Annotated in this window: 26 protein-coding genes and 1 other RNA gene; 18 read left to right on the plus strand and 9 right to left on the minus strand. The window is 63.3% G+C overall.

Annotated elements, in window-relative coordinates; translation table 11 throughout:
* Window positions 1-148: 148 nt before the first annotated feature.
* Both V1293_RS32135 and V1293_RS32140 read left to right on the plus strand, forming a co-directional pair.
* Window positions 149-1495, plus strand: coding sequence for an AsmA family protein (locus V1293_RS32135; protein WP_334515295.1), 1347 nt, complete (start codon window positions 149-151; stop codon window positions 1493-1495).
* Window positions 1410-3803 carry an AsmA-like C-terminal region-containing protein gene (locus V1293_RS32140; protein ID WP_334515297.1) on the plus strand — a complete coding sequence of 798 codons (2394 nt, stop codon included), beginning with the start codon at window positions 1410-1412 and terminating at the stop codon, window positions 3801-3803. The genes V1293_RS32135 and V1293_RS32140 overlap by 86 nt, the downstream gene beginning before the upstream one ends.
* 35 nt (window positions 3804-3838) lie before the next feature.
* Here V1293_RS32140 and V1293_RS32145 read toward each other — a convergent pair whose 3' ends face one another.
* Window positions 3839-4549 carry a hypothetical protein gene (locus V1293_RS32145; RefSeq protein WP_334515299.1) on the minus strand — a complete coding sequence of 237 codons (711 nt, stop codon included), beginning with the start codon at window positions 4547-4549 and terminating at the stop codon, window positions 3839-3841.
* A 230-nt stretch (window positions 4550-4779) separates the two neighbouring features.
* Window positions 4780-6357, minus strand: a complete 1578-nt coding sequence (locus V1293_RS32150; RefSeq protein ID WP_334515301.1) for an ABC-F family ATP-binding cassette domain-containing protein — start codon at window positions 6355-6357, stop codon at window positions 4780-4782.
* A gap of 291 nt (window positions 6358-6648) precedes the next feature.
* On the opposite strand from V1293_RS32150, the gene V1293_RS32155 reads away from it, so the two are divergent.
* Entirely contained in the window at window positions 6649-7224 is a 576-nt protein-coding gene (locus V1293_RS32155) for a tetratricopeptide repeat protein (protein WP_334515303.1), read from the plus strand.
* 56 nt (window positions 7225-7280) lie between these two features.
* Here V1293_RS32155 and V1293_RS32160 read toward each other — a convergent pair whose 3' ends face one another.
* The 5 genes from V1293_RS32160 to ssrA form a co-directional block, all read right to left on the minus strand.
* Window positions 7281-7538, minus strand: a complete 258-nt coding sequence (locus V1293_RS32160; protein WP_334515305.1) for a ribbon-helix-helix domain-containing protein — start codon at window positions 7536-7538, stop codon at window positions 7281-7283.
* Window positions 7535-7753, minus strand: coding sequence for a DUF4169 family protein (locus V1293_RS32165; protein WP_334517007.1), 219 nt, complete (start codon window positions 7751-7753; stop codon window positions 7535-7537). Before V1293_RS32165 ends, V1293_RS32160 begins: the two co-directional genes overlap by 4 nt.
* A 272-nt stretch (window positions 7754-8025) precedes the next feature.
* The gene (gene fumC / locus V1293_RS32170; protein WP_334515306.1) at window positions 8026-9441 is read right to left on the minus strand and encodes a class II fumarate hydratase; all 1416 of its coding nucleotides are present in this window, start codon (window positions 9439-9441) and stop codon (window positions 8026-8028) included.
* A gap of 72 nt (window positions 9442-9513) precedes the next feature.
* Entirely contained in the window at window positions 9514-10029 is a 516-nt protein-coding gene (locus V1293_RS32175; protein WP_334515307.1) for an SspB family protein, read from the minus strand.
* 144 nt (window positions 10030-10173) lie between these two features.
* Window positions 10174-10531: a transfer-messenger RNA gene (gene ssrA / locus V1293_RS32180) on the minus strand.
* Between the two features lie 153 nt (window positions 10532-10684).
* On the opposite strand from ssrA, the gene V1293_RS32185 reads away from it, so the two are divergent.
* The 11 genes from V1293_RS32185 to V1293_RS32235 all read left to right on the plus strand — a co-directional run bounded on the left by V1293_RS32185 (window position 10685) and on the right by V1293_RS32235 (window position 20315).
* Entirely contained in the window at window positions 10685-10825 is a 141-nt protein-coding gene (locus V1293_RS32185; RefSeq protein WP_334515308.1) for a hypothetical protein, read from the plus strand.
* A gap of 77 nt (window positions 10826-10902) precedes the next feature.
* Window positions 10903-11403, plus strand: a complete 501-nt coding sequence (locus tag V1293_RS32190) for a tripartite tricarboxylate transporter TctB family protein (RefSeq protein ID WP_334515309.1) — start codon at window positions 10903-10905, stop codon at window positions 11401-11403.
* Window positions 11404-11410: 7 nt separating this feature from the next.
* The gene (locus V1293_RS32195; RefSeq protein ID WP_334515311.1) at window positions 11411-12976 is read left to right on the plus strand and encodes a tripartite tricarboxylate transporter permease; all 1566 of its coding nucleotides are present in this window, start codon (window positions 11411-11413) and stop codon (window positions 12974-12976) included.
* A 111-nt stretch (window positions 12977-13087) separates the two neighbouring features.
* Window positions 13088-14071, plus strand: a complete 984-nt coding sequence (locus V1293_RS32200) for a tripartite tricarboxylate transporter substrate binding protein BugD (RefSeq protein WP_334515313.1) — start codon at window positions 13088-13090, stop codon at window positions 14069-14071.
* 174 nt (window positions 14072-14245) lie between these two features.
* A complete protein-coding gene (locus tag V1293_RS32205) occupies window positions 14246-15040 on the plus strand; it encodes a thymidylate synthase (RefSeq protein WP_334515315.1) in 795 nt (264 codons plus the stop codon).
* 22 nt (window positions 15041-15062) lie between these two features.
* The gene (locus tag V1293_RS32210; RefSeq protein WP_334515316.1) at window positions 15063-15548 is read left to right on the plus strand and encodes a GNAT family N-acetyltransferase; all 486 of its coding nucleotides are present in this window, start codon (window positions 15063-15065) and stop codon (window positions 15546-15548) included.
* Entirely contained in the window at window positions 15548-16060 is a 513-nt protein-coding gene (locus V1293_RS32215; protein ID WP_334515317.1) for a dihydrofolate reductase, read from the plus strand. The genes V1293_RS32210 and V1293_RS32215 overlap by 1 nt, the downstream gene beginning before the upstream one ends.
* 184 nt (window positions 16061-16244) lie before the next feature.
* Window positions 16245-17384, plus strand: coding sequence for an FtsH protease activity modulator HflK (hflK, locus tag V1293_RS32220; protein WP_334515319.1), 1140 nt, complete (start codon window positions 16245-16247; stop codon window positions 17382-17384).
* The gene (gene hflC, locus V1293_RS32225) at window positions 17381-18280 is read left to right on the plus strand and encodes a protease modulator HflC (RefSeq protein WP_334515321.1); all 900 of its coding nucleotides are present in this window, start codon (window positions 17381-17383) and stop codon (window positions 18278-18280) included. Before hflK ends, hflC begins: the two co-directional genes overlap by 4 nt.
* Before the next feature lie 94 nt (window positions 18281-18374).
* A complete protein-coding gene (locus tag V1293_RS32230) occupies window positions 18375-18575 on the plus strand; it encodes a DUF2065 domain-containing protein (RefSeq protein WP_334515323.1) in 201 nt (66 codons plus the stop codon).
* A 267-nt stretch (window positions 18576-18842) separates the two neighbouring features.
* A complete protein-coding gene (locus V1293_RS32235) occupies window positions 18843-20315 on the plus strand; it encodes a Do family serine endopeptidase (protein ID WP_442894386.1) in 1473 nt (490 codons plus the stop codon).
* A 212-nt stretch (window positions 20316-20527) separates the two neighbouring features.
* Here the strand turns inward: V1293_RS32235 and V1293_RS32240 are convergent, their stop codons facing one another.
* Together V1293_RS32240 and serB are read right to left on the minus strand one after the other, a co-directional pair.
* On the minus strand, window positions 20528-21430 hold the full coding sequence (locus V1293_RS32240; protein ID WP_334515327.1) for a restriction endonuclease: 903 nt from the start codon (window positions 21428-21430) through the stop codon (window positions 20528-20530).
* Between the two features lie 97 nt (window positions 21431-21527).
* Window positions 21528-22430, minus strand: a complete 903-nt coding sequence (serB, locus tag V1293_RS32245) for a phosphoserine phosphatase SerB (RefSeq protein ID WP_334515329.1) — start codon at window positions 22428-22430, stop codon at window positions 21528-21530.
* Between serB and miaA the strand changes: the two genes are divergently transcribed.
* The 4 genes from miaA to V1293_RS32265 all read left to right on the plus strand — a co-directional run bounded on the left by miaA (window position 22429) and on the right by V1293_RS32265 (window position 26262).
* Window positions 22429-23364 (plus strand): tRNA (adenosine(37)-N6)-dimethylallyltransferase MiaA, encoded by a 936-nt coding sequence (gene miaA / locus V1293_RS32250; protein ID WP_334515331.1) that lies wholly within the window; start codon window positions 22429-22431, stop codon window positions 23362-23364. The two genes, serB and miaA, sit on opposite strands and share 2 nt — an antisense overlap.
* A 68-nt stretch (window positions 23365-23432) precedes the next feature.
* On the plus strand, window positions 23433-23735 hold the full coding sequence (locus tag V1293_RS32255) for a type II toxin-antitoxin system HigB family toxin (RefSeq protein WP_334515333.1): 303 nt from the start codon (window positions 23433-23435) through the stop codon (window positions 23733-23735).
* Window positions 23735-24118 carry a helix-turn-helix domain-containing protein gene (locus V1293_RS32260; protein WP_334515335.1) on the plus strand — a complete coding sequence of 128 codons (384 nt, stop codon included), beginning with the start codon at window positions 23735-23737 and terminating at the stop codon, window positions 24116-24118. Before V1293_RS32255 ends, V1293_RS32260 begins: the two co-directional genes overlap by 1 nt.
* Window positions 24119-24486: 368 nt before the next feature.
* Window positions 24487-26262 carry an acetolactate synthase 3 large subunit gene (locus V1293_RS32265; protein WP_334515338.1) on the plus strand — a complete coding sequence of 592 codons (1776 nt, stop codon included), beginning with the start codon at window positions 24487-24489 and terminating at the stop codon, window positions 26260-26262.
* The last annotated feature ends 155 nt before the right edge of the window (window positions 26263-26417 follow it).

A 26417-nucleotide genomic window follows, 5' to 3' on the forward strand; every position in this document is an offset into this window, starting at 1 on the left:
CCCTGGCTCCGGTGCTTGGAGCCGGGGTGGGGCTCCTGTCAGTATGACGCTGTGACTTCGCCATACTTCTCTCTATATTCCGGGCTGCTCCGGGGCCGGATTCGGCGTAGCGCGGCCTGCGCGCCGGGGCGGTTCAAAGGGAGATACCGTGCAGACGACGCTGCTCGGCCTGGCAATCGCCTTCATCATTGCGCTGATTGCCGCGCTCGTCGGGCCATACTTCATCGACTGGAACCAGTTCCGGCCGCAATTCGAGGCTGAGGCGACGCGGATCATCGGCGCGCCGGTCCGTGTCGGCGGCAAGCTCGACGCGCGGCTGTTGCCGGCGCCGTCGCTGCAACTGCACTCGGTCGCGGTCGGCGGCGCCAACGATCTCGGCAAGGTTCGCGCCGACAAGCTCGACGTGGAATTCAGCCTGAGCTCGCTGATGCGCGGCGAGGTGCGCGCGACCGAATTGACGATCAACGGGATGTCGCTCGATCTCGGGCTCGACGCGAAGGGGCGCATCGATTGGCCGGCATCGACCGGGACGGTCAATCTGGGCTCGCTGGCGATCGACCGGCTCAATCTCACCGGCCGCATCGCCCTGCATGATGCGACGAGCCGCAGCACGCTCGAACTGAACGATATCGCCTTCAGTGGCGACGTGCGGTCACTGGCCGGCTCGGTCCGCGGCGACGGCAGTTTTATGCTGTCCGGCACGCGCTACCCGTTTCGGGTCTCTTCCGGGCAGGGGCCTGACGGCAACGGCACCCGCGTTCATCTCAATGTCGATCCGGGCCAGCGCGCGCTCGCAATCGACCTCGACGGGGTCCTGAATTTCGATGCGCGCGCGCCGCGCTTCGAAGGCGCGATGATGCTCGTCGCTCCTCCCGGTCAGAAGGGCAAGGGCAACGATCCACCGTGGCGTATCGCTGCGAAGGTCAAGACCGATTACTCGGCGGCGCGGCTCGATCAAATCGAGGTGACCTATGGCGCCGAGGAGCGCGCGCTGAAACTTTCAGGCAATGGCGACATCCGTTTCGGGGCGACGCCGCTGTTGCACGCGGCATTGTCGGCGCGTCAGCTCGATGCCGACAGGTTCGTCGCCAAGGATAATGCTAAGGATAATGCTACTGAGCCGGTTCGCGCGTTACCGACGCTGCGGGCGCTCTCGTCAGTCATTCCGCATCTGCCGATATCAGCGCAGATCGAACTTGCTTCCGAGCAGGTCATGCTGGGCGGACGCCCGTTGCAGGACATCGCGGCCGAGCTGCATGGCGACGACAAATCCTGGAGCCTGCGAAGACTGGAGTTCCGCGCGCCCGGCGCGACCAGGGTTTCGCTCAGCGAGGCCAGTGAGAAGAGCGTTTCGCTGGACCGCTTCAAGGCCGCGCTCAGCGTCGAATCCTCCGATCCCGAGGCGCTGCTTGACCTGGCTGCAGGGCCGCGGCGAGATCGCTTATCGCAGCCAGAGGCCGCTTCGGCTGCGCGGCGATGTGACCGTGGCGCCTGAGGGCTTTGCCATCGACGCCATGAAAGCCGACATCGAGGGCGGCACGGTGGAGGGGCGGGTGGTGGTGTCGCACCGGCAAGCCATTCACGGCTCCCGGGTCGATGCGGAACTGAAGGCCGAGCGGCTCGATCTCGATGCCGCCACGGCCTTTGCGCGGTCGCTGGCTGGGCCGCAAGGCGAGTGGCCGGATGAGGCAAGGCTTTCGCTCGACATCGGCCGCGCCACCTCCGCCGGCCAGGAGCTGAGTCCGCTGCTCGCCAGACTGGCCTACTCGCCGACAAAAATATCGCTCGAGCAGTTGAAGATCGGCCAGCTTGAAGGCGTGACGCTGGATGGCGCGGGCAATTTCGACCGCGTCAACGCGACCGGATGGTTCGCGCTCAATTCGAGCGCCGCCTCGCTCAGCCGGTTGACCAGTCTGATCGTCCCCTTTTCGCCGGCGCTGGCCGCGCGGCTCAATGCGATGGGGGCCGGCCCGGGCCCGGCGCGCCTGAAACTGGCGCTCGACCTCACCAGGAATGCCGGGCAGTCCGATCGCGTCCAGGCGCGCGCCACAGCCGACCTCGACTCGGCGCTGCTCAAGGGCGTCACCACGATCACCGCAAGGCCGGCGGTTGCGGCCATCCAGGGCATCGATCTCACAGCGCTCCGGAGCAGCGACGTCGGAATCGAGTCGAAATTGTCGTCCGAGCAAGGCCGCGCCCTGCTGGTCCTGCTCGGCCTCGATCGCACGGTGGCGGCGGGCGACGGCCCGGCGCAATTCGAAGGCGGCGCTGCGGGTGCGTGGGGCGGGCCGTTGCGGCTCAAGGCAAAGATCTCGGGAACGGGACTTGAGGCCGAAGCGGAAGGCTCCGCCGAGCCTTGGGCACAGGAGGCCAAGGCCAGTCTCTCCTTGAAAGTTCGCCGCGCCGATTTCGGGCCGCTGCTCGATCTCAAGCCGGCGGACACGCTGGCGCAGAACATCGGCCTGTCGTCGCGCGTGCAACTCGCCGGCAACAGGCTGACGTTCGACGACCTCGACAGCAGCCTCGGCGGTTCGCGCCTGCGCGGCGGCCTGGCGGTGACGCTCGGCGAGGAGAAGGAGATCGAGGGCGAAATCGGCACCGACCAGCTCGCGCTGGCGCCGGCCTTTGCCCTGGCGCTCGGCGCCGCCGGACACGATGCCGCCGAGCCGCTCGGCACCGGGCTGGCGAAGGGCTGGCGCGGCAGGATCGCGTTTCAGGCGTTGCGCGGCCTGCTGCCGGGCGGAAGCGAGTTGCGGCCGGTGAGCGGCGTGGTCAAGAGCGACGGCCACTCGCTGACCTTCGATGCCATCAAGGGCAAGATCGGCGGCGGCGATGTCACGGCCAGCATGGATGCGAAGCCAGGCGCGAACGGCATTGCGTTGAACGCGAGCGTCCAGCTCTCTGATGTCGACGGCACGGCGCTGCGATATCGCAATCTCGCGATGCCCGCCGGCCGCGCGTCGATGCAGATGACGCTGACGAGCCAGGGCCGCAGCGCCTCGGCGCTGGCGGGCGCGCTGTCCGGCAGCGGAACGCTGACACTGGAGGCGGCCAGGATTTCAGGCCTCGATCCGCGCGCGTTCGAGGTCGCGGTCCGCGCCAATGACAGCGGGCAGGCCAAGGACGATGTCCGGCTGAAGCAGATCGTCGAAGCCACCCTGCCGGCCGGCGCGCTTGCGGTCCCTTCCGCGCAAATTCCGTTCACCGTCAGGGACGGCCGGCTTCGCGTGGGCGCCACGACGCTGGACGGCAACGGTGTAAAGGCCATCGTCTCCGGCGGATACGATATCGCCGCCGATCAGGCCGATATCCGCGCCGCCCTTTCCCTGACGATGACGACCGGGCGTCCGGAGATTCAACTGCTTGCCGTGGGCACGCCCGACGCGCTCAGCCGCAGCGTCGACGTTGCCCCCTTGTCGTCGTGGCTGGCGGTGCGCGCGATCGATCACGAGACCCGAAGGCTCGATGCCATCGAGCGTGGCGAACCGCCGCCGCCGGCGCCGCCGCCGATCGTGCTGCCCGCGGATGGACAAGCGCCGCTTCCGGAGGCGGCGCTCCCGCCTGCGCCGGCGACCACAAAGGGTCGCGAGCCACGGCGGCCGCCGGCAAAGAAGGCGGTCGCGCCGCGTCCGCCCGTGGTCAATGCGCCGCCGGCGCCCGTCGCCGGCCAGCCGCAGGTTGCGCCGCTGCCGCCGCCGATCGACGTCAGGCCCGCGCCGGGCACAGCCAAGCAGAAGCCGCCGCCGCGTCCGCCGCTGGCGCTGACCCCGCAGGTCGCGAATCCGCCGCCGCGCTCCAACTAGGGCGGGACACATTGGCGTGCAGCCCTACGCGAATTTCACCTGATGCCTTGAAATACGAGGTTTCGGATATGACGCGTCAAGGCAGGACCTTCACGTAGGAAGCATTCGCGCGACGAAAACTTCACCCGCATTTCGATTTCTGGAGGAATGATGATGTCCATCAGTATCACTGATGGCGTATCGGGAAACACGTTCTTGGCGTCTATGAACACCTGCTTCCGGTTCACATGGTCTCGCAGATCGTCGCTTTCAAATTGATAGTAATCAATTTTTTGATTTTCCTCTGGGGGAGTAATGAACTTCACAATTTCTGGATTTTCTGTTCGCGATTGCTCCCAATCGCGAAAAGCCCCCCGACCAGGAGGCATATCAACGGGCCGCCTGTGCTTAAGAAAGATCGTCTTCAGATACTGACGGCAGCCAAGCGCCGGTGGAATTGTCTCGCCAAGCCTCAGCGCAATTGTATTCCCGTGGGCGACTTCGTACTCAGGCGTAGCGGACCAAGCAATGTCGGCGAGTTTCCTGGGACTGGACGCATAATCGATCAGTGCCCGATCGATCGTGAAGGACGTCCCGCCGAAATGCAGCTTGATTACCCGGCCGTACTCTACCTGTGCGTAGGCGCCAAAAGAGAATGCAATCAGGATCAACGCCACGAGAACGGCAAGCGACCACATGGGACGAGAGAAATGCCTACTCGCCTCGTGCGCTGAAGCTACATTTTTATTCTGACTGACGATCATCATCTGTGCACTGAACTTTGGATCGGATGGCTAGGCTAAACCGCCTCCCTTGCACAAGGCCTATGGCTACCGGGTTTCGTTCGCACGATAGTTTACGGCCGGTAAAGGGCAGCAGATTGCTTTGGCCGCATTCTGGCCCTTCGCGTCGTTTCGCTGCCGTGAGGTAACAGCGTCGCTCTAAGGGCAGAGCAGGCATTGCTTTTGTCCGTCACGCCGGTTTGTGAGTACACGGCCTAGCCAAGTGCAATCTCTCGGCTGATCCCGATCGCCCGCATGAACGCCTCGTCGTGGCTCACCACGATCAGCACGCCGTCGAATCCTTTCAATGCATTTTCCAGTTCCTCGATGGAAGCGAGATCGAGATGGTTGGTCGGCTCGTCGAGCAGCAGGACGAACGGCGGCTGCGGACGTGCGAACACGCAGGCGAGACCCGCGCGCAGCCGCTCGCCGCCGCTAAGTGTTCTCGCGATCTGCAGCGCCGCCCGGTTACGGAACGCAAACCGCGCCAGCGCCGCGTGGGCCTCGTTGGCGGTAAGCTCCGGATTCAGGCGACGCAGATTGTCGAGAATGCTTAAGCAGGGATCGAGCAGGCCGATGTGCTGATCGAGCACGGCAATGCGGTCAGTGCGGCGGCCGATGTCGCCGCGCGCAGGTTTCTCTTCGCCGGTGATCAGGCGGAACAAGGTGGTCTTGCCACTCCCGTTGGCGCCGCGGATGGCGATCCGCTCGGGTCCGCGAACGTCGAATGACAGCGGTCCGAACAGATGGCGCTCCCCGATGGCCATCACCACTTCCTTGAAGGCGATGAGTTCGCGCCCGCCGGGCAGGTGGGTGCGCGGCAGATCGATCGAAAGCGGCGTCAGGATCTCGACTTGGGCCTTGGCCATCTCCAGCGCCTCGGCGCGCTCGCCGATCAGGCGGGCGGCGAGTTGGCTTGCGCGCGCGGCGCTGTTCTCGGCGCGCTCCTTCTCGCGGTCCATGAACATCTTGTCCTCGATGCCCTTGGCGCGCCAGGCGCGGCCGGCCTTGTCGCGGCGCGCCTTCTTTTCCCGCGCCTTCTGCAGCGTGCGCTCGGTATTGCGCAAGGCATCCGAGGCGCGCTCGAGATCGTCAGCGGCGCGGACGCGGGCCGCCTCGCGCGCTTGCGTAAAGGCCGACCACGCGCCGCCGAACAGGCTGATACCGATCGGCGTCAGCTCGACGATGCGGTCGACGCGTTCCAATAGCGCGCGGTCGTGGCTGGCGACGAGGACGCCGCCCTGCCAGCGTTCGAGCAACTGCGCCACGGCCTGCCGTCCGTCCGTGTCGAGATTGTTGGTGGGCTCGTCCAGCAGCAGCAGGTCCGGCGCCTCGATCAGGAGGCGCGCCAGCGCGACCCGCGTTCGCTCGCCGCCGCTCAAGGAGACGATCGGGCGGTGCAGGGGCAACGACGGCAACCCGGCTTCGGCCAACGCCGCCTGTATCCTCGTTTCAAGCATCCAATCCGCGTGCGTAGCGTCATCAAGCGAACCTTCGCCGCGTTCGAGCCGGCGCAGGCGGGCAAGGCCGCCGGCGACGCCGAGCACCTCGTCGACCGTCAACCGTTCATCGGTCAGTTGCGCGAGCATGCCGATCGAGCCGATGCGTTGCAGCGATCCGCCTGCCGGTTCGATCTCGCCCGCGATCAGGCGAAGCAATGTGGATTTGCCGCAGCCATTGCGGCCGACAACGCCGGTGCGCTCGCGCCCGATCGCGAGCGTCAATCCATCGAACAGCGAGCGTCCGTCAGGTGTGGCGAGGGAGATGGAATCCAGAACGAGAAAGGCAGGCATGGAGAGCTTCCGAAAATGGACTGAGTTCGCGAGGCGCGGTCAGCTTTGCGATGTCCATTTCTCTCTCCAGGGCTTCCAGGTTAAGGCTTCTCTGCGACTTCGTCGGGTTCCAGCCGCCGCGTGTGCGGGGAACTGCAACGATCAATCAATTAGATACGGGTTGCCGTCATTCGTCCAGCCACCGCAACGTGCGCTGCTTCTGCGCGCCTGGCGGGAATACTTCCCGCCCGGCGGGGTCTGTACCTGCGGCTGGACCATGGACTCGCTCAGGCAGGAAAACCGGAGGTTCGCATGAAATCGGCAATCAAGCTCGCAACGCTGGCACTGTTTTCGGTGGCTTTGACCGCTTCGCCGCCATCCGTTCCGGCCTTTGCCGCGGGCGGCGGCAGCGATCCGCCTTCGGCCAGCCCGCCGCCGCCGGACACCAGGCCCGCTCCCCGGTCGAGCTCCAAATCCAAGAAGAAGCCCACCAAGCAGTCGAGCGCCGACGATGCCGCGTTCCGGCAGGGATACCGTGCCGCTCACGCGACGATCTACGAGCGCAACGATTATGCTGCCGCTATCGAGCAGCTAAAGGCGCTCGGCCACGACGACAACGCTGGCGTCGCCAACCTGATCGGCTACTCCTACCGCAAGCTCGGCGACTACAAGCTGTCGCAGACCTGGTACGAGCGCGCGCTGAAGGCGGACCCGAACCATGTGCTGACCTGGCAGTATTACGGGCTGTGGCAGATCGAGCAGGGCAATCGCGATCAGGCGTCGTATCATCTAAGCCGGATCGCGGCGATTTGCGGCACGGGCTGCGAGGAGTATCGGTCGTTGGCTGCGGCGCTCGAAAAGCCGCCCGGCACCGGACTCGTTTATTGAGCGTTGCGATGAAGCAGGGCGGGCGCGCCTGCGACGCGCTCGCCCTGATCCAAGCCTTAAGCTTGCGGCCGCGGCCCGTCCGGCGCGGTGGTCGGCATGGCGCGGGTGCGGAAATAATCGAGCACGAAGAGACGGATCGCCGAGGACAGATTGCCCTGCTGGCGGTTACTGTCGATCTCGCCGACCAGCTCGGACAAGGTCATGTTCCGGAGCCCCGAGATTTCCTTCATGCCGTTCCAGAAAGCCTCTTCGAGGCTGACGCTGGTCTTGTGGCCGGCGACCACGATCGAGCGCTTGACGACGGGTGACTTCATGACGCGTCTCCGTCATCGAGCTTGTGCTGGTCCAAGAAATGCTGATCCAAGAGATGCTGATCCAAGAGATCGCCGGCGCGATCCTTGCGACGTCCATCGAGCGCGCGTTCGGCCTTGGTCCGGCCGAACCGTGCGCGGTTGGCATCGGCCTGCCTTGCCGATTGTTCCCGTTCGCTACGCTTCTTGAATCGCTTCAGGTTGATCACGTCTCCCATGTTCGCCTCCATCATCCGGCGGCTCGAAGGCATGATAATTCATAGGCTGGAAAAATGTCGTCGTGTCGTGCGCAGGCAAATTGGATGGTCATTCGGAATCCCCGTGTAGCGCTCTTTGATAGCATCAAAAAATAAATTTCACTCTGCGAAAACCGAATAATTCATGCTCCTACCATGCGTCAACGCAACCACAATAGATGATCAACCTCATTCTCTACGTATGATCCATAATAAATATCTCTGACCCGTAGTTTCCCGGGGGCGGCTTGCGATCAGCCCGGGTGTGTCATTTTGTCCGGCTGCACCAGGCGTTCGAATTCGGCGGCGTTCACAAAGCCGAGGCGCACGGCCTCTTCCTTCAATGTTGTTCCGCGCGCGTGCGCCGATTTGGCGACCTTCGCCGCGTTGTCGTATCCGATCTTCGGAGCCAGCGCGGTGACCAGCATCAGCGAGCGCTCCATCAATTCGCGAATTCGCTTTTCGTCGGCGCGTATGCCCACCACGCAATGTTCGGTGAACGAGCGCGCCGCGTCCGACAGCAGTTGAATGGAATGTATCATACAATATGCCAGCACCGGCTTGTAAACATTCAATTCGAAATGTCCCTGGCTCCCGGCAATGGTGACGGCTGTCTGGTTACCGAACACCTGGCAGCAAACCATGGTCATCGCTTCGCACTGGGTCGGGTTGACCTTGCCGGGCATGATCGACGAGCCCGGTTCGTTTTCCGGCAGGATCAATTCGCCGAGACCGGAGCGCGGGCCCGAGCCCAGCAGGCGAATGTCATTGGCGATCTTGAACAGTCCGGTCGCCACTGAATTGATCGCGCCATGCACCATGACATAGGCGTCGTTGGAAGCCAGTGCCTCGAACTTGTTGGGCGCGCTGCTGAACGGCTGTCGTGTGATTTTGGCGACGTGCCTGGCGAACAGTTTTGCAAATCCCGGTTTCGAGTTGAGGCCGGTGCCGACGGCTGTTCCGCCCTGCGCCAGCGGGAACAAATCCTTGACCGCGATGCGCAGCCGCGCGATGCCGCTTTCGACCTGCGCGGCGTAGCCCGAGAATTCCTGTCCCAGCGTCAGCGGCGTCGCATCCTGGGTGTGGGTGCGCCCGATCTTGACGATCTTTGCGAACGCCTTTTCCTTCTTGCGCAATTCGCGATGCAGTTCGCTGAGCGCCGGAATCAGGTCGGCGATGATGCGTCCCGCGGCAGCGATATGCATCGCCGTCGGAAATGAATCGTTCGACGACTGACTCATGTTGACGTGGTCGTTGGGATGAACCGGTTTCTTGGCGCCGAGTTCGCCGCCCAGCATCTGATTGGCGCGGTTGGCAATCACCTCGTTGAGGTTCATGTTGGTCTGGGTGCCGGAGCCGGTCTGCCAGACGACCAGAGGAAAGTGATCGTCAAGCTTGCCTTCGATCACCTCGCGTGCGGCGCGGATGATGGCGCCGGCGCGGCGCGCATCGAGCAATCCGAGTTCCCGGTTGGTCTGGGCGGCGGCGAGTTTGACGATGCCGAGCGCATGGACGATCGCGATCGGCATGCGATCCTGCCCGATCTTGAAATTCTGTCGCGAGCGTTCGGTCTGCGCGCCCCAATAGCGGTCGGCGGGAACGTCGATCGGACCGAAGCTGTCGGTCTCGCTGCGGGTGGATTTGTTTCCAGATGTTTCTGATCGAGCCATGCGAAGTGTCCGTTGCGCCGTGAAATGGCGGAACGTGTACACTACAGCGTAGCCGATTTTCTCGCGCTTGGATTATTTCTTGCGGAAACGATCCAGCCGCACCACTTCCGCGCCTTCGCCAGTCTTCGCCGGCTCGTCCTTGCTTTCCGCGGCGGGCTCCGGCGCGGCGACGGGCAGGGCGGAGGGAGCGGGAACGGCCGGCAGCTTCGCCGCCGACGCCTCGGCCGCTGTTTCTGCCGGTTCGAATTGCAGTCCGAACTGCACCGAAGGATCGAGGAAGCTCTTGATCGCCGCGAACGGAACCACCAGCCGCTCGGGGATGCCGCCGAACGACAGGCCGACCTCGAAACGATCCTCCGTCACCACAAGGTCCCAGAACTGATGCTGCAGGATGATCGTCATCTCTTCCGGATATTGCGCCAAAAGCCGCGGCGACAGCTTCACTCCGTCGGCGGTGGACAGGAAGGTGATGAAGAAATGATGCTCGCCCGGCAGGCCGTGTTCGGCGGCGTCGGTCAGCACGCGGCGCAGCACCCCGCGCAGCGCGTCGCGCGCCAGCACGTCATAACGGATGTGATCGGTCGCCATGGTCGTCCTGTTACGTTGAATGGCCGCCGGTCCCCCGACTCGCCCCTTTGTCCATGCTACCCCGGCGAGAGCCGCAGGTCAGCAGGCGCGACGGAGCGAATTTGCGGCAGAACGGCGTCATCGGCCGGAAATAAAAAAGAATAAAGTGGAGGCTTCTGTTGCCAGGTGCCTCCGAACCCCGCCTAGCGGAGCTTAACCCACCAGGACTTTAGACTTGGTCTTTCAAACTGCGTTACGCAGCCTGAGCAACCGGAGCATAGTTGTCGTTTGCAACTATTGCATAGCCCGATAACGGCGGAACCATACCGGGAAAAAACTCGCCCTTTACGCCCTCGTCGATCCTGGTTCGCCCCCGCCGAAACCCATCCTGAAAGGGTGGGCTTGGGTGGAGGCGCCGGGTACTGCCCCCGGGTCCGAATGGTTTATTACGACGGTCATTTATTTCCATAGCCGGCGAACCGGCACCCCCAATATAGGGTGCAAGTTTGGAGAAAAATAGGGCCGGGGGCGCTGAACGGGTGGGGAACGCGGGGTAATACTTTCGGTTTGATGTCGCCCAGTTGCGGTTTCGCCACGGAATCGACCATTCCCGAACCCGGCGTTTGCGGTCGCGTCCCGGCGCTGCATGATTTTTAGCCGCGCCAAGATGCGGGTCGTGGCGCTGATCGGCTATTTGTTCGAGAGTGCTGCGGCGCGCCAATCGCAAAAGTTGCGATCTGTGGCTTTGAGACTTGATTTGCCATCCGGCTCGGAAGCGTTTTGGGTTTTGCTGGCGTTGTCTGAGGAAACTCGCTAGGCAGTTTCCGGGACAAGCATCCAATCCAGGTTATCCAAGCAACGGGCTCGAAGCCCGCTTTGGGGGGAGGAGTATCCATGAACGACTCGCCGGGCCATACGCCGGTTGAATCTATCCTGCCGAAATGGGTCCGCGGCCCGCAGGATTTTATCGGCGGCCTTGCGCTGATGGGCATCGCGCTGTTCGCCCTTTGGGCGTCCAGCGACCTGCAGGGCATGCGCGGATTCTCGTTCGGCGCCGGCACCGCGCCGCGGATGTTCGGATTTCTGCTGCTGGGCCTGGGCGCTGCCGTCACCGCCGTCGGTGTTTTGACCGAAGGCACACACCTTGCGAAATACCACTGGCGGGGTCCGCTGTTTGTGTCGCTGGCGATCCTGTCGTTTGCCCTTACGATCCGGCCGATGGGAATGATCTTCGCCGCCATGACAAGCTTTATGATCTCGGCATGCGGAACACCGGAGACACGGTGGATAGAAACGCTGATCGTCGGCGCCTGCCTTACGACGTTCTGCGCCCTGTTGTTTCCTTACGCGCTCGGTCTGCCTTTGCAGCTCCTGCCGACATTCATGATCCGGTGAGGGCGTGATGGGTGATATTTTCTCAAACCTTGGACTCGGCTTCGGCGTCGTTTTCAACCTCGTGCAGTGGACGCCGGCCTTTCTCGGCGGGACGTCAATTCCGATTCCCGTCAACATTCTGCTGTGCCTGATCGGCGCACTGGTCGGCACGCTTGTCGGCGTGTTGCCGGGCATCGGCACCATCGCCACAGTGGCCATGTTGCTTCCGATCACGTTTGGCCTGCCGCCGGTGGGTGCGCTGATCATGCTGGCCGGCATCTATTATGGTGCGCAGTATGGCGGCTCGACCACGTCGATCCTGGTCAACATCCCCGGTGAGGCCGGGTCTGTGGTCACCGCGCTCGATGGCTTCCAGATGGCCAAACAGGGCCGCGCCGGTCCGGCGCTGGCGATCGCAGCCATCGGATCGTTCTTCGCCGGCTGCGTCGCGACCGTTCTGATCGCCGTGCTGGGCGCGCCGCTCACCAAGCTGGCGCTTGCCTTCGGACCTGCCGAATATTTCTCGCTGATGGTGCTCGGCCTGATCTTCGCGGTCGTGCTGGCGAAGGGTTCGGTGCTGAAGGCGATCGCGATGATCGTGCTGGGCTTGCTGCTGTCGATGGTGGGATCCGACATCGAAACCGGTGCCTCGCGCATGGCCTTCAACATTCCCGAACTGGCCGACGGTCTCGGCTTCGCCACGGTGGCGATGGGCCTGTTCGGGTTTGCGGAGATCATCCGCAATCTCGATGCCGGCGGCGAAAGCGATCGCGAACTGGTTCAGCAGAAGGTCACGGGCCTGATGCCGACCAAGAAGGACATGATCGATTCCACGCCGGCGATCCTGCGCGGCACCGTGCTCGGATCGATCCTCGGCATCTTGCCGGGCGGCGGCGCCGTGATCGCATCGTTCGCGGCCTATACGCTCGAAAAGAAGGTTTCGAAAACGCCCCAGAAGTTCGGCCGCGGCGCGATCCAGGGTGTTGCGGCGCCTGAAAGCGCCAACAATGCCGCCGCCCAGACCTCGTTCATCCCGCTCTTGACGCTCGGCATTCCGCCGAACGCGGTGATGGCGCTGATGGTCGGCGCGATGACCATTCACGGCATCGTGCCCGGTCCTCAGGTGATGCAGAAGCAGCCGGAACTCGTCTGGGGCATGATCGCCTCGATGTGGGTCGGCAATTTGATGCTGCTCATCATCAACCTGCCGCTGGTCGGCATCTGGGTGCGGCTCTTGCGCGTGCCGTATCGCCTGATGTTCCCGTCCATCGTGATCTTCTGTTCCATCGGCATCTACTCGGTGAACAACGCCCCGGTCGACGTCGTGCTTGCCGGTGCGTTCGGGCTGGTCGGCTACTGGCTGATCAAGCACGATTTCGAGCCGGCGCCGCTGTTGCTCGGCATGGTGCTCGGGCCGTTGATGGAAGAGAACCTGCGACGGGCGCTTCTGATCTCGCGCGGTGACTGGTCAGTGTTCCTGACCCGCCCGTTGTCGGCGGTGCTGATGGCGATTGCCGCCGCCCTGCTCGTGCTGGCCGTTCTGCCAACGCTGCGCAAGAAGCGCGACGAGGTGTTCGTCGAGTCCGAGAACTAACCTGCGGCGGTGCGCCGCAGGCCGAGGTCTGTTCGACCCCGGGTGAAATGCTAAAGAGCAAATGCCGGCTTGGGAGAGCCGGCATTTGTTTAAGGGCTGAAGGATTTCATCATGAACTGGTATGGACGCTCGCTTGCGAGCGGTTGCCTGGCTGCGCTTGCCGGGTTGGCATTGATGGCGACGCCGGCGCTGGCGCAGGCCTATCCGACGCGCAGCATCACCATGATCGTGCCGTTCGCGGCAGGCGGTCCGACCGATGTCATCGCGCGCATCGTCACCGGCCATATGGCGCAGACGCTCGGTCAGGCCATCATCATCGAGAACGTGGTCGGCGCCGGCGGCACCACCGCCACCACGCGAGCGTCGAAGGCTACGAATGACGGCTATACGCTGATCACCGGGCATATGGGCACGCATGCGGCGTCGGTGCCGCTTTATCCCAAGCTCGCCTATCACCCGGAGAAGGACTTCGAGCCGGTCGGATTGCTCGCCGGCACGCCGATCCTGATCCTGGCGCGCAAGGATCTGGCGCCAAAGGACCTCAGGGAATTCATCGCCTACGTCAAGGCGAATGAGACCAAGGTCAACGCGGCGCATGCCGGCGTCGGCTCGGTCTCGAACGTATCGTGCGAACTGCTGAACTCGGTCCTCGGCGTCAAGCCGATCGGCGTTCCCTTTAACGGCACGGGACCTGCGATGAACGCGCTGGTGGCGGGGCAGGTCGACTACATGTGCGACCAGATCGTCAATGCCGTGCCGCAAATCAACGGCGGCACCATCAAGGCCTATGCCGTGGCGACGCCCGAACGTAACCCGTCGCTGCCCAATGTTCCCACCACCACGGAGGCTGGCCTGCCGGCCTTCCAGGCCCAGGCGTGGAACGCAATCTTCGCGCCGAAGGGAACGCCTGCGGATGTCGTCGCCAAATTGAACGCCGCGGTCGTCAAGGCACTGGATGACGAGGGCGTGCGCAAGCGCCTGCTCGATCTCGGCAGCGTCATCCCGGCTACCGCGGATCGCACCCCAGCGGCGCTGGGAACCCTGGTGAAGAGCGAAATCGTGAAGTGGACGCCAGTGCTCAAGCCGGTGAATTAATCCCAACAATCAAGCGGATAGGCGAGGGGCGGGACGCGGGTTCCGCCCCTTGTCGTTTGCGCAAGGGATGATCATTTTTCCGGGTATAATCGGTGCGCGAAGCCGAATCGGCGTGTCGATCGGATGTCCCGGCCGCTAAATTCGCCGTTCTGATAAAGGCCTGAAGCACCAGCCATGAACCAGTACCACGACCTGCTCGAACGGATCCTCTCTGACGGCGCGGAGAAGCACGACCGCACCGGCACCGGCACGCTGTCGATCTTTGGTCACCAGATGCGGTTCAACCTGGCGGCCGGGTTTCCGATGCTGACCACCAAGCGGTTGCCGCTGAAGGCGATCGTGCACGAATTGCTGTGGTTTCTCGCCGGCGACACCAACATCAAATACCTCAAGGAAAATGGCGTTTCGATCTGGGATGAATGGGCCGACGCCAATGGCGATCTGGGCCCGGTCTACGGATCGCAGTGGCGCTCCTGGCCGGCGCCTGATGGCCGCAGCATCGACCAGATTTCCAACGTCATCGACATGATCAGGCGCAACCCGGATTCGCGACGGCTTATCGTGAGCGCGTGGAATCCGGCCGACGTCGACAAGATGGCGCTGCCGCCCTGTCACTGCCTGTTTCAGTTCTATGTCGCCAACGGCAAGCTTTCCTGCCAGCTCTATCAGCGTTCCGCCGACGTGTTCCTCGGCGTGCCCTTCAACATCGCGTCCTATGCGTTGCTAACCATGATGGTCGCGCAGGTGACGGGATTGAAGCCCGGTGATTTCGTGCACTCGCTCGGCGACGCGCATCTCTACTCCAACCACCTCGAACAGGCGCGGCTGCAACTGACGCGGCCGACGCGCCCGTTGCCGGTCATGAAGATCAATGCTGACGTGAAGGACATCTTCGCGTTCCGTTACGAGGATTTCGCGCTCGAAGGCTACGATCCGCACCCGCACATCAAGGCCGAAGTCGCCATATGAGCAGCAGCGGTGTGAGCATCTGATGTCCCTTCTGATCCGCCGCGCGCGGCCGGACGAAGCAGGCCTAGTCCTGTCCTTCGTGCGCGAACTCGCCGAATACGAAAAGCTGCTTCACGAAATGGAGGCGACGGAGGCCGACATCGATGCGGCGCTGTTTGGCGCCAATCCGCGATTGTTCTGCGAGATCGCCGAATGGGACGGCGTCCCCGCAGGCTTTGCGGTCTGGTTCGTCAATTTCTCGACCTTCAGCGGCCGCTCCGGGATCTACCTCGAAGATCTGTTCGTTCGCCCCGCGCTGCGCGGCAAGGGTATCGGCAAGGCGCTGCTGGTGCATCTCGCCAGGAAATGCGTGGCGAACGGCTGGTCGCGTTTGCAATGGTCGGTGCTGGACTGGAACACGCCGTCGATCGAATTCTATAAATCGCTCGGTGCGGAACTGATGGACGCGTGGACGGTTTGCCGGGTCGGCGGTCCCGCGCTGACGGCGCTGGCGCAAGGGGCGCGGTAATGGAGATCGTTCTCATCGTTGCGGTCGCGGAGAACGGCGTGATCGGGGCAGGTGGCGCCATTCCGTGGCGGCTGAAATCCGACATGGCGCGGTTAAAGGCGCTGACAATGGGAAAGCCCGTGGTGATGGGACGCAAGACCTTCGCCTCGATCGGCCGGCCGCTTCCGGGGCGGACCAATATCGTGGTCACCCGCGACGCGGGTTTTCGCGCCGATGGCGTGGTGGTTACCCATTCCTTCACCGATGCGAAGGCGATCGCTACCGGCGATGCGCTGCGACGTTTCGCCACTGAAATCGCCGTGATCGGCGGCGCGGAAATCTATGCCCAATGGATGGACAGCGCCGATCGCCTGGAGATCACCGAGGTGCATGCCCGGCCTGACGGCGACACGCGTTTCCCGGCCGTCGATCCTGCTGCATGGGAGGAGGTGGCGCGCGTGCGGAATCCGGCCGGTTCGCACGACAGCGCCGATTTCTCCTATGTGACATTTCGTCGGCGCAGGAAGCGCTAATCGCCGCATTAACCTCGCCAACCAATGTTTGCATTGACAATTGTGGCGTCAGGCATAGCTGCTTCGAGAGGTAAGCTTGCGTTGTAAGGGACCTAGCGGTCCCCTATAAAGCCGGGCGGATATGCGAGGCTTAAGGCATCCTGCCCAACAGGCGGACCCGGGCCCCCCGCAGAGGAGAGTTTATATGCCGTGGAAGAATCAAGGCGGGGGCCCATGGGGCCAGGGTCCCAAGGGACCATGGGGCGGCGGTCCGCAATCGGTCGGGCCAAGGCCCCCCGATCTGGAGGACCTTCTGCGGCGCGGCCAGGACAAGCTGCAGCAGCTTCTGCCGGGCGGCCATTTCAGCGGCATGGGCATCGCGCTGGTGCTGGTCGGCGCGCTGGCGATCTGGGGATTGTCCGGATTCTTCCGCGTGCAGTCGGAAGAACTCGGCGTCGTGCTGCGCTTCGGCAAGCACGTGCGCACCGTTGACCCCGGCCTGAATTATCATCTGCCCTATCCGATCGAAAGCGTGCTGCTGCCGAAGGCGCTGCGCGTCTCCACCATCTCGATCGGAATGACGCTGATCGACGATCCGGCGCGGCGCGGCCGCACCATGCGGGACGTGCCGGAAGAAAGCCTGATGCTGACCGGCGACGAAAACATCGTCGACGTCGATTTCACCGTGCTGTGGCGGATCAAGCCCAACGGCGTCGGCAATTTCCTGTTCAACATCCAGAATCCCGAAGGCACCGTGAAGGCGGTGGCCGAAAGCGCAATGCGCGAGGTGATCGGGCGCTCCTTGATTCAGCCGATCCTCACCGGCGCCCGCACCACGAACGAGCAGGGCGTGCAGGAATTGATGCAGCGGACGCTGGATCACTACGGCTCCGGCGTTCAGATCACGCAGGTGCAGATGCAGAAGGTCGACCCGCCCGCGCAGGTCATCGACGCGTTCCGCGACGTGCAGGCCGCGCGCGCCGACTTCGAGCGGCTGCAGAACGAGGCGCAGACCTATGCCAACCGCGTCGTCCCCGACGCGCGCGGCCGCGCTGCGCAGATCCTGCAGGTTGCCGAAGGTTACAAGGAACAGGCGGTCGCCGAGGCCAAGGGCCAGAGCGCGCGCTTTACGAAGGTCTATGACGAATACAAGAAGGCGCCCGACGTGACGCGGCAGCGAATTTATCTGGAGACGATGGAGCGGATTCTCGGCGGGTCCGAGAAGCTGGTCTATGACGGCGGCAACTCCGCACAGAGCATCGTGCCGTATCTGCCGCTCAGCGAATTGACGCCGCGCCGTCCGGCGCCCACGGCTGGCCAGCAGCAGAGCGGAGGCACGCGATGAGGTCTCCGGTTGCAGGTGTTGTCACCCTGATCCTGCTGTTCCTCTTGGTGATCGTCGGCTACAGCTCGATCTTCACGGTGTCGCAGACCGAGCAGGCGCTCGTGGTCCGGCTCGGCCGGCCGGTCGACGTCGTGTCGGAGCCGGGCCTTAACTTCAAGGCGCCGTTCATCGACACCGTCATCAGCATCGACAAGCGCATCCTCGATCTGGAAAATCCGTCGCAGGAAGTCATCGCTTCCGACCAGAAGCGGCTCGTGGTTGACGCCTTCGCCCGCTACCGGATCAAGAACCCGTTGCGCTTCTATCAGAGCATCGGCTCGATCCAGGCCGCCAACATCCAGCTCACCACGCTCTTGAACGCGGCGCTGCGCCGCGTGCTGGGCGAGGTCAACTTCATCACGGTCGTGCGCGACGAACGCGAGGGCCTGATGACGCGCATCCGCGACCAGCTCGACAGAGAGGCCGATCAGTACGGCATTCAGTTGGTCGACGTGCGTATCCGCCGCGCCGATCTGCCGGAGGCCAACAGCCAGGCGGTCTATCAGCGCATGCAGACCGAACGGCAGCGCGAGGCGGCTGAGTTCCGCGCCCAGGGCGGCCAGAAGTCGCAGGAGATCCGCTCCAAGGCCGATCGCGAGGCCACCGTCATCATCGCCGAGGCCAATTCGACCGCCGAGCAGACCCGCGGCGTCGGCGACGCCGAGCGCAACCGCCTGTTCGCCGAGGCCTATGGCAGGGATCCGGAATTCTTCGCCTTCTACCGCTCGATGACGGCCTACGAGACCGGGCTTCGCTCCAACGACACCCGCTTCCTGCTGCGGCCGGATTCCGAGTTCTTCCGCTTCTTCGCCAATCCGTCGGGCCATCCGCCGGTGGCCGCGGCGCCGAAGCCTTAGAATTTCAGGCCGGAATACACGCGTTACGGCGAAGCGGGCCCGCTTCGCCGGCATAAAAACAAAAGGCGCTTGAATAGCGGGGGGTTGTTTTCCGATGAGGTCCATAGCGTTCACCGACTTCCTCATCGGTGTGGCCCTGCTTTTCGTGTTCGAGGGCCTGATGTTCGCCGCGAGCCCGGCCTGGATGCGCCGGGCGATGAAGAGCGCGCTGGCAACGCCGGACAATATCCTGCGGATCGTCGGCATCGTCTCGGCGATCGTCGGCCTGCTCCTGATCTGGTTCGTGCGGCGGTAGATATTCACCGCCATTCCGGGTTCGCTTCGCGCCCTCAGCGACAAGCGCTACGCGCTTGCGCGGGGAATGGCGGCAATAAACGGCCCGCAACTAGCTGTGGCGTCAACGCAATCGTGAGCCGCCGGGGGCCGGTTTTTCGCCGGAATATCAAGCGCAGATGCTTGCGCCTCGGACCCGTTCGGGCGCACTGTGGACCCGAATTCGACCCTTTGGAGACAAGCCGACATGACCGGTGCCAGACCCGCCTTGAGCCGCCGCCTGTGCCTGATGGGGATTGCGATCTCGCTCAGTGCCGCCAGCTTGCTGGCGTCGGCGCCGGCCAGCGCGCGCGGGCCGGACGGCATCGCCGACATTGCCGAGAAGGTGATCGACTCGGTCGTCAATATCTCGACCTCGCAGAGCGTGGAGGTCAAGGGCGGTGGCAGCGGCAGGGAGGCGATGCCGCAATTGCCGCCGGGGTCGCCGTTCGAGGAATTCTTCGACGACTTCTTCAAGAACCGCCGCGGCGGTTCGCCGAAGGGCGGCGACAAGAGCGGCGACATGCAGCCGCCGCGCAAAACCAATTCGCTCGGCTCCGGCTTCATCATCGATGAAACGGGCGTCGTCGTCACCAACAATCACGTCATCGCGGATGCCGACGAAATCAACGTGATCATGAACGACGGCACCAAGATCAAGGCCGAGCTGGTCGGGGTCGACAAGAAGACCGATATTGCGGTCCTGAAGTTCAAGCCGGTGAAGCCGCTGGTCGCGGTGAAGTTCGGCGATTCCGACAAGCTGCGGCTCGGCGAATGGGTGATCGCGATCGGCAACCCCTTCAGCCTCGGCGGCTCCGTCACGGCCGGTATCGTATCGGCGCGCAATCGCGACATCAGCCAGGGCCCGTACGACAACTACATCCAGACCGACGCCTCCATCAACCGCGGCAATTCCGGCGGACCGCTGTTCAACCTCGAAGGCGAGGTGGTCGGTGTCAACACGTTGATCATTTCGCCGACCGGCGGTTCGATCGGCCTCGGCTTCGCGGTGCCGTCGAAGACGGTGGCGGGCGTCGTCGATCAGCTCCGGCAGTTCGGCGAACTGCGCCGCGGCTGGCTCGGCGTGCGGATCCAGCAGGTCACCGACGAGATCGGCGAAAGCCTCAACATCAAGCCTGCCCGCGGCGCGCTGGTGGCCGGGGTCGACGACAAGGGGCCGGCCAAGCCCGCCGGCATCGAGCCCGGCGACGTCGTCGTCAAGTTCGACGGCAAGGACGTCAAGGACCCGAAGGATCTCTCGCGCGTCGTCGCCGACACGGCGGTCGGCAAGGAAGTCGACGTGATCATCATCCGCAAGGGCAAGGAGGAAAGCCGCAAGGTCACGCTCGGCCGCCTCGAGGATACCGAAAAGGTGCAGCAGGTCGCCGCCAAGACCAAGGAAGATCCCGCCGAAAAGCCCGTGACGCAGAAAGCGCTCGGCCTCGATCTCGCCGCGCTGAGCAAGGATCTGCGCACCAGGTACAAGATCAAGGACAGCGTCAAGGGCGTGATCGTCACCGGCGTCGATGGCAACTCCGACGCCGCCGAAAAGCGCCTCTCCGCCGGCGACGTCATCGTCGAGGTGGCGCAGGAAGCGGTCACTAACGCGGCCGACATCAAGAAGCGCATCGATCAGCTCAAGAAGGACGGCAAGAAGTCGGTGCTGCTGCTGGTCTCGAACGGCGAGGGCGAATTGCGCTTCGTCGCGCTGAGCGTGCAGTAGGGCGCTAACGTCGACGTGACTTTGCTGGCTGCTCCGTATGATGGCGTCGTCCCTGCGAACGCAGGGACCCATAATCACAAACCTGTGTTGTTGAGAGAAAGCCGTCGACCATCTTTCCAAGATAACATCCGCCGCGGCGTATGGGTCCCTGCGTTCGCAGGGACGACGTAGAGTCTTTATCCCCCACGAACTCCCCGCGTACTCAAAGTGCCTCACGTCAGCGAAACCACGGCCAGAAAGTGGATTGGTTCAAGGCGAAGCTTCGATCGCTTGACTTCAGGTATCTTGCTGTAGTGCTGCAGCCAGAGTTCAAGAAAGCGATCGAGGTCGACGAGCTCAATGTGAACGGCGCCATTGCCGGCTTCGCGGCGCGCCTCTCTTGAGAAGCCACCGGAAGAAACAAACAGGCCGATTTCCCGATCGCCCCGGATGATGCCTCGAAGTGCCGCGACATCTTCACGCGAAGCTGTCTGAACTCGATGCTTCACCTGAACCCGGATGTGCGGCGTCTTCGCGCCCAGCGGATCGATATAGGCAAGGATATCCGTCCCTCCGTCCGAGCCCGGTTTTGAAACGGTGCTGGTGGCGTATCCCATGCCTTCAAGCAGTGCCGCAACGAGGTTCTGAAATTCGTAGCCCGAGAGGGTGTCGAGATAGGTGTCTATCTCTTCGCGGGCCTTTTCCTTGGCATCTTCGAACAGAACCGAAGTGTCGAGTGGCGGCGTTTCGTCGACTGCGTTTGCAATTCCAGCGTCCGTCTTTGCCTTCTGATGGCTCCAGCGCCATTCGCGGTAGCGGGATCGCATCAGCCGCTTGAGTTCGTAATCCGGCAGGGTCACAAACTTCTGACCCTCGTCCGTCACCCGCCACCGTCCGTCTGACTTGACGAGCAATACGGCTTTCGTCGCGGCGACAGAGTGGAAATGCAGGGCGGCTCGCCACCGGGGTAACCCCGACCCTTTCATCGTCTCCTTGTCGAAGTCATCCAGGGGCAGCTTTGATTCGATCTCAGCGTAGATGTCGCGGGGACGCATGCCGTCCGGGTGAGCCCTTAGAAGTCCAAGCACGAATTTGATAAATGAAACGCCACGATCAACCGTCTTAGGTTGGCTCATTGCGACCCCTTAAGATGCCCTTTTGTGCAAGCTACTTAAGGTTGCTCATCGTCGCAATAGGTTCACGTTGCTGGCGTGAGCAGCAAACCAATTTCAATTAGTCCGCGAACTCCTCGCGCCGATAGCCCTGCGCATATAACAGCGCGGTGAGGTCGCCATAGTCGATCCGCGCGGCGGCGGCGGCGGCGACCGCGGGCTTGGCGTGATAGGCGACGCCGAGCCCCGCCGCCTGGATCATGCCGAGATCGTTGGCGCCGTCACCGGTCACCAGCGTGTCGATTTCGTCGAGGTCGAAGGATTCGCGAAGCTCGATCAGCGTTGCCAGCTTGGCGGCGCGGCCGAGAATCGGCTCGGCCACTTCGCCGGTGAACTTGCCGTCGCGAACCCCGAGCTCGTTGGCGCGGTTCTCCTGGAATCCGATTTTTGCGGCGACCGCATGGGTGAACAGTGTGAAGCCGCCCGAGATCAGGCAGGTGTAAGCGCCGCTGGCACGCATGGTCATGACCAGCTCCCGGCCGCCCGGCGTCGGCGTGATGTGTTTTGCCAGCACCTCGTCGACCACACTGACCGGCAGATCTTTCAGGAGCGCAACGCGCTCGCGCAGCGCCGGCTCGAATTCGATTTCGCCGCGCATCGCCCGTTCGGTGATCCCGGCGACATGCGCCTTCAGCCCGGCGAAATCGGCCAGCTCATCGATGCATTCCTGGACGATCATGGTGGAATCCATGTCCGCCAGAAAAAGCTTCTTGCGCCGTGCCGCGACAGGCTGCACCACAATGTCGATCGGCAGGTCACCGCGCGCCGCTTGCAGGCGGGTTTCGATCGCCTTGATGTCATCAGGGCTCTTGATCTGATAGTCGAAGGGAATGTCGACCGCCACTTCGTCGAACAGCCATTGCGCCGTTCCGGGCGAGGGGAGAACGGCCAGCGCGCCGTCGACAATGGTACTGTCGAGCGCGGGATTGGCCGGGTTGCAGATGAGGGTGGCGACGAGGGACATGCAGGCGTATCAGCTAGATTTGAGCAAGGCCGTGCTTATCGCAGGGCCGACCGCCAGCGGCAAGTCGGCCCTGGCGCTCGAATTGGCGCAAAAGACCGGGGGAATCGTCATCAACACCGATTCCATGCAGGTCTATCGCGATCTCCGCATCATCACGGCGCGGCCGACGGTAGAGGAAGAGGCGCGCGCCCCGCACCGGCTCTATGGCCATGTCGACGCATCAGTCAATTTCTCGGCCGGCGCCTGGGTGGCGGATGCCGCAAAGGTTCTGGCGGACGCACGCGCGGCAGGACGCCTGCCGATCTTCATCGGCGGCTCCGGCCTGTACTTCAAGGCGTTGACGCGCGGCCTCTCCGCGGTGCCGCCGATCCCGGCGGAAGTACGCGATGCCGTTCGCGCCCGGCTGGAACGCGATGGCGTCGAGACGCTGCATGCCGAGCTGGCGCGGCGCGATCCCGTCTCGGCCGAACGCCTGAAGCCGCGCGACCGCACGCGGATTGCCCGCGCGCTGGAGGTCGTGGAGGCCACCGGCCGCGCGCTGCCGGACTGGCATGGCGAAGGCCTGCCGCCGCTGCTGCCGCCGGGTGAGTTCACCGCGCTGTTCCTCGCGCCGGAACGCGATCAGCTTTATGCGCGGATCAATGCGCGGTTCGGCGCGATGCTGGACGCCGGCGCGCTGGAGGAAGTCGCCGCGCTGGCCGCGCGAAAGCTCGATCCGCTGCTGCCGGCGATGAAGGCCCACGGCGTGCCCGCCCTGATCCGCTACCTCGGCGGCGAGATCACGCCCGAACAGGCCGCCGAAATCGGCCGCGCCGACACCCGCCATTACGCCAAGCGGCAGTTCACCTGGTTCAGGCATCAACTGCCAGAATTCGAGTGGGTGAAGCCGGAGGCGGTGAGGGGGTGGGTGGAAGGTATCGTTCCGCGAGGCTAAAGGCGCGGATTGTTCTAATCTGTTCCCATGGTGGGAATTTTTGATTGATCCCATGACGGGAACATGCTATGGCTACGAACGTAATAGCAAGGAAGGCACTTCAGGTCTTTTGGAAGCGTTACCCTCAGGCCGAGATACCGCTCGGCACCTGGTATCAAATCGTTTCCAAAGGCGAGTGGAGTGGGCCTGCAGACCTGAAGAGAGCGTTCGGAAATAATGTGGACTTTGTCGGAGACAACAGAGCCATCTTCGATATCGGCGGGAACAAGTATCGCCTTGTCGTCCACTTTTCCTACAAGTTCAAAACCGCCCTCATCAAGTTTGTCGGTACGCATGAAGAGTATGACGGCATAGATGCGGAGACGGTGTGATGATGGATGTAAAACCTCTCCACAATGAACGGGATTACGACTGGGCGATCCGCGAAGTATCCCGTTATTTCGAATCCGAACCCGAGCCCGGCACCGCCGATGGCGATCGCTTCGAGGTTCTATCCACCCTCATCAAGGCGTACGAAGACAAGCACTTCGCAACGAAGCATGGCGATCCCGTCGACATTCTGCATTTTGCGATCGAATCCATGGGCAGGTCGCAAGCGGAATTGGCCGGCTTGATTGGCCGAAATCGCGCATCCGAAATATTGAATCGCGTCCGCCCCTTAACACTGGATATGATCCGCGCCATTGGCCAGGAATGGAATCTTCCAGTCGAGGCCTTGGCAGCTCGGTATGATTTGGCCCCGACCTACGCTTAGTTTCGGGTGCGCCGGAGGTTCGCTCTCAAGGACGGCACGCAGCCTCCCCGCATGGCCGTACGCATAAAATTCCCCCTCGCCGAACGGCCGGAACGCCGCTAAGCTGTAAAAATCGCGCTGAAAGCGTCCTTCCCTTGACTTCCGGGGACCGGGCGGTATAACCGCGCAACCTTTGGGAAGTCCGAGACGTCGAATGCGCAATATTATTACCAAACTCCTTATCGTAGTCGTAGCCAGGCGCACCGCCGGGGGTGGCTGAGGCCATCCCAAATTCAGGCGGTGTGCATGGGGCCTCTCGGGCCCTTTTTTTATTCCCTTAAAAATCGAAACCGAAGAAAGCCGCGCCAGCAGCGCATCCGGAGCAGACCATGACCGACAAGAGCCACGATCCCAATCAGATGACCGGCGCCGCGATGATCGTGCGCGCGCTCATCGATCATGGCGTCCAGCATCTGTTCGGCTATCCCGGCGGCGCGGTGCTTCCGATCTATGACGAGATTTTCCAGCAGAGCGACGTCGAGCACATTCTGGTGCGGCACGAGCAGGGCGCGGGCCATGCGGCGGAGGGTTATGCGCGCTCGACCGGCAAGCCCGGCGTGGTGCTGGTGACGTCGGGTCCCGGCGCCACCAACATGGTGACGCCGCTGACGGATGCGCTGATGGATTCGATTCCGCTGGTCTGCATCACCGGGCAGGTGCCCACGCACTTGATCGGCAATGACGCGTTCCAGGAATGCGACACCGTCGGCATCACCCGTCCCTGCACCAAGCACAACTGGCTGGTGCGCGACGTCAACGATCTCGCAAAAGTGCTGCACGAGGCGTTCTATGTCGCGACCACGGGTCGTCCCGGACCGGTGCTGGTCGATGTCCCTAAGGACGTGCAATTCGCGGTCGGCACCTATCATCCGCCGCGCAAGGACGACGTGCACGTTTCCTACACGCCGCGCGTGAAGGGCGATGCCGCGCAGATCCGGAAAGCCGTGGCCCTGTTGGCTTCCGCCAAGCGGCCGGTGATCTATTCCGGCGGCGGCGTCATCAATGCCGGGCCGGAGGCGTCCAAGCTGTTGCGCGAGCTGGTCGAGGTCACGGGATTCCCGATCACCTCGACCCTGATGGGCCTCGGCGCCTATCCGGCCACGGGCAAGAACTGGCTGGGCATGCTGGGCATGCACGGCACCTACGAGGCCAACATGACGATGCATGGTTGCGACGTCATGCTGTGCGTCGGGGCGCGCTTCGACGACCGCATCACCGGCCGCGTCGATGCGTTCTCGCCGGGCTCGAAGAAGATCCACATCGATATCGATCCGTCCTCGATCAACAAGAACATTCATGTCGATGTGCCGATCATCGGTGACGCCGGCAATGTGCTTGGCGACCTGCTGCAGGTGTTCAAGGCGGAAGCGAAGAAGCCCGACATCAAGAGCTGGTGGCAGGAGATCGCCACCTGGCGTGCGCGCAATTCGCTCGCCTACAAGAAGAGCAACGACGTCATCCTGCCGCAACACGCCATCCAGAAGCTGTTCGAGGCGACGCGCGGCCATGACACCTACATCACGACCGAAGTCGGCCAGCACCAGATGTGGGCGGCGCAGTTCTTCGGCTTTGAGGAGCCGCACCGCTGGATGACGTCGGGTGGTCTCGGCACCATGGGCTACGGCCTGCCGGCCGCGCTCGGCGTGCAGGTCGCGCACCCCGATAGCCTCGTGATCGATATCGCAGGCGACGCCTCGGTGCAGATGACGATGCAGGAGATGTCGACGGCGGTTCAGTTTGAACTTCCGATCAAGATCTTCATCCTGAACAACCAGTACATGGGCATGGTGCGGCAGTGGCAGCAGCTCCTGCACGGCAACCGGCTGTCGCACTCCTATTCGGAAGCGCTGCCGGATTTCGTCAAGCTGGCGGACGCCTTCGGCTGCGTCGGCCTGCAGGCGATCAAGCACGGCGATCTCGACGGCGCGCTCAAGGAGATGATCAAGGTCAAGCGCCCGGTGCTGTTCGATTGCCGCGTCGCTGCGCTCGAAAACTGCTTCCCGATGATTCCGTCCGGCAAGGCGCATAACGAAATGCTGCTGCCGGCGGAAGCCACCGACGAAGCCACCGCCGCGGCGTTTGCCGGCGGCAAGGCGCTGGTGTGAGGACGACGATGAAGCAACAGCGAGCGCTCTTTCTTTGCCTCTCCCCGCTTGCGGGGAGAGGTCGCGCCGAAGGCGCGGGTGAGGGGGACTCTCCGCGAGTCCGTCTCTCACCGTCCTCGCGGAGGCTGCCCCTCACCCCAACCCTCTCCCCGCAA

Source organism: Bradyrhizobium sp. AZCC 1693, assembly GCF_036924745.1.
Classification (GTDB): domain Bacteria; phylum Pseudomonadota; class Alphaproteobacteria; order Rhizobiales; family Xanthobacteraceae; genus Bradyrhizobium.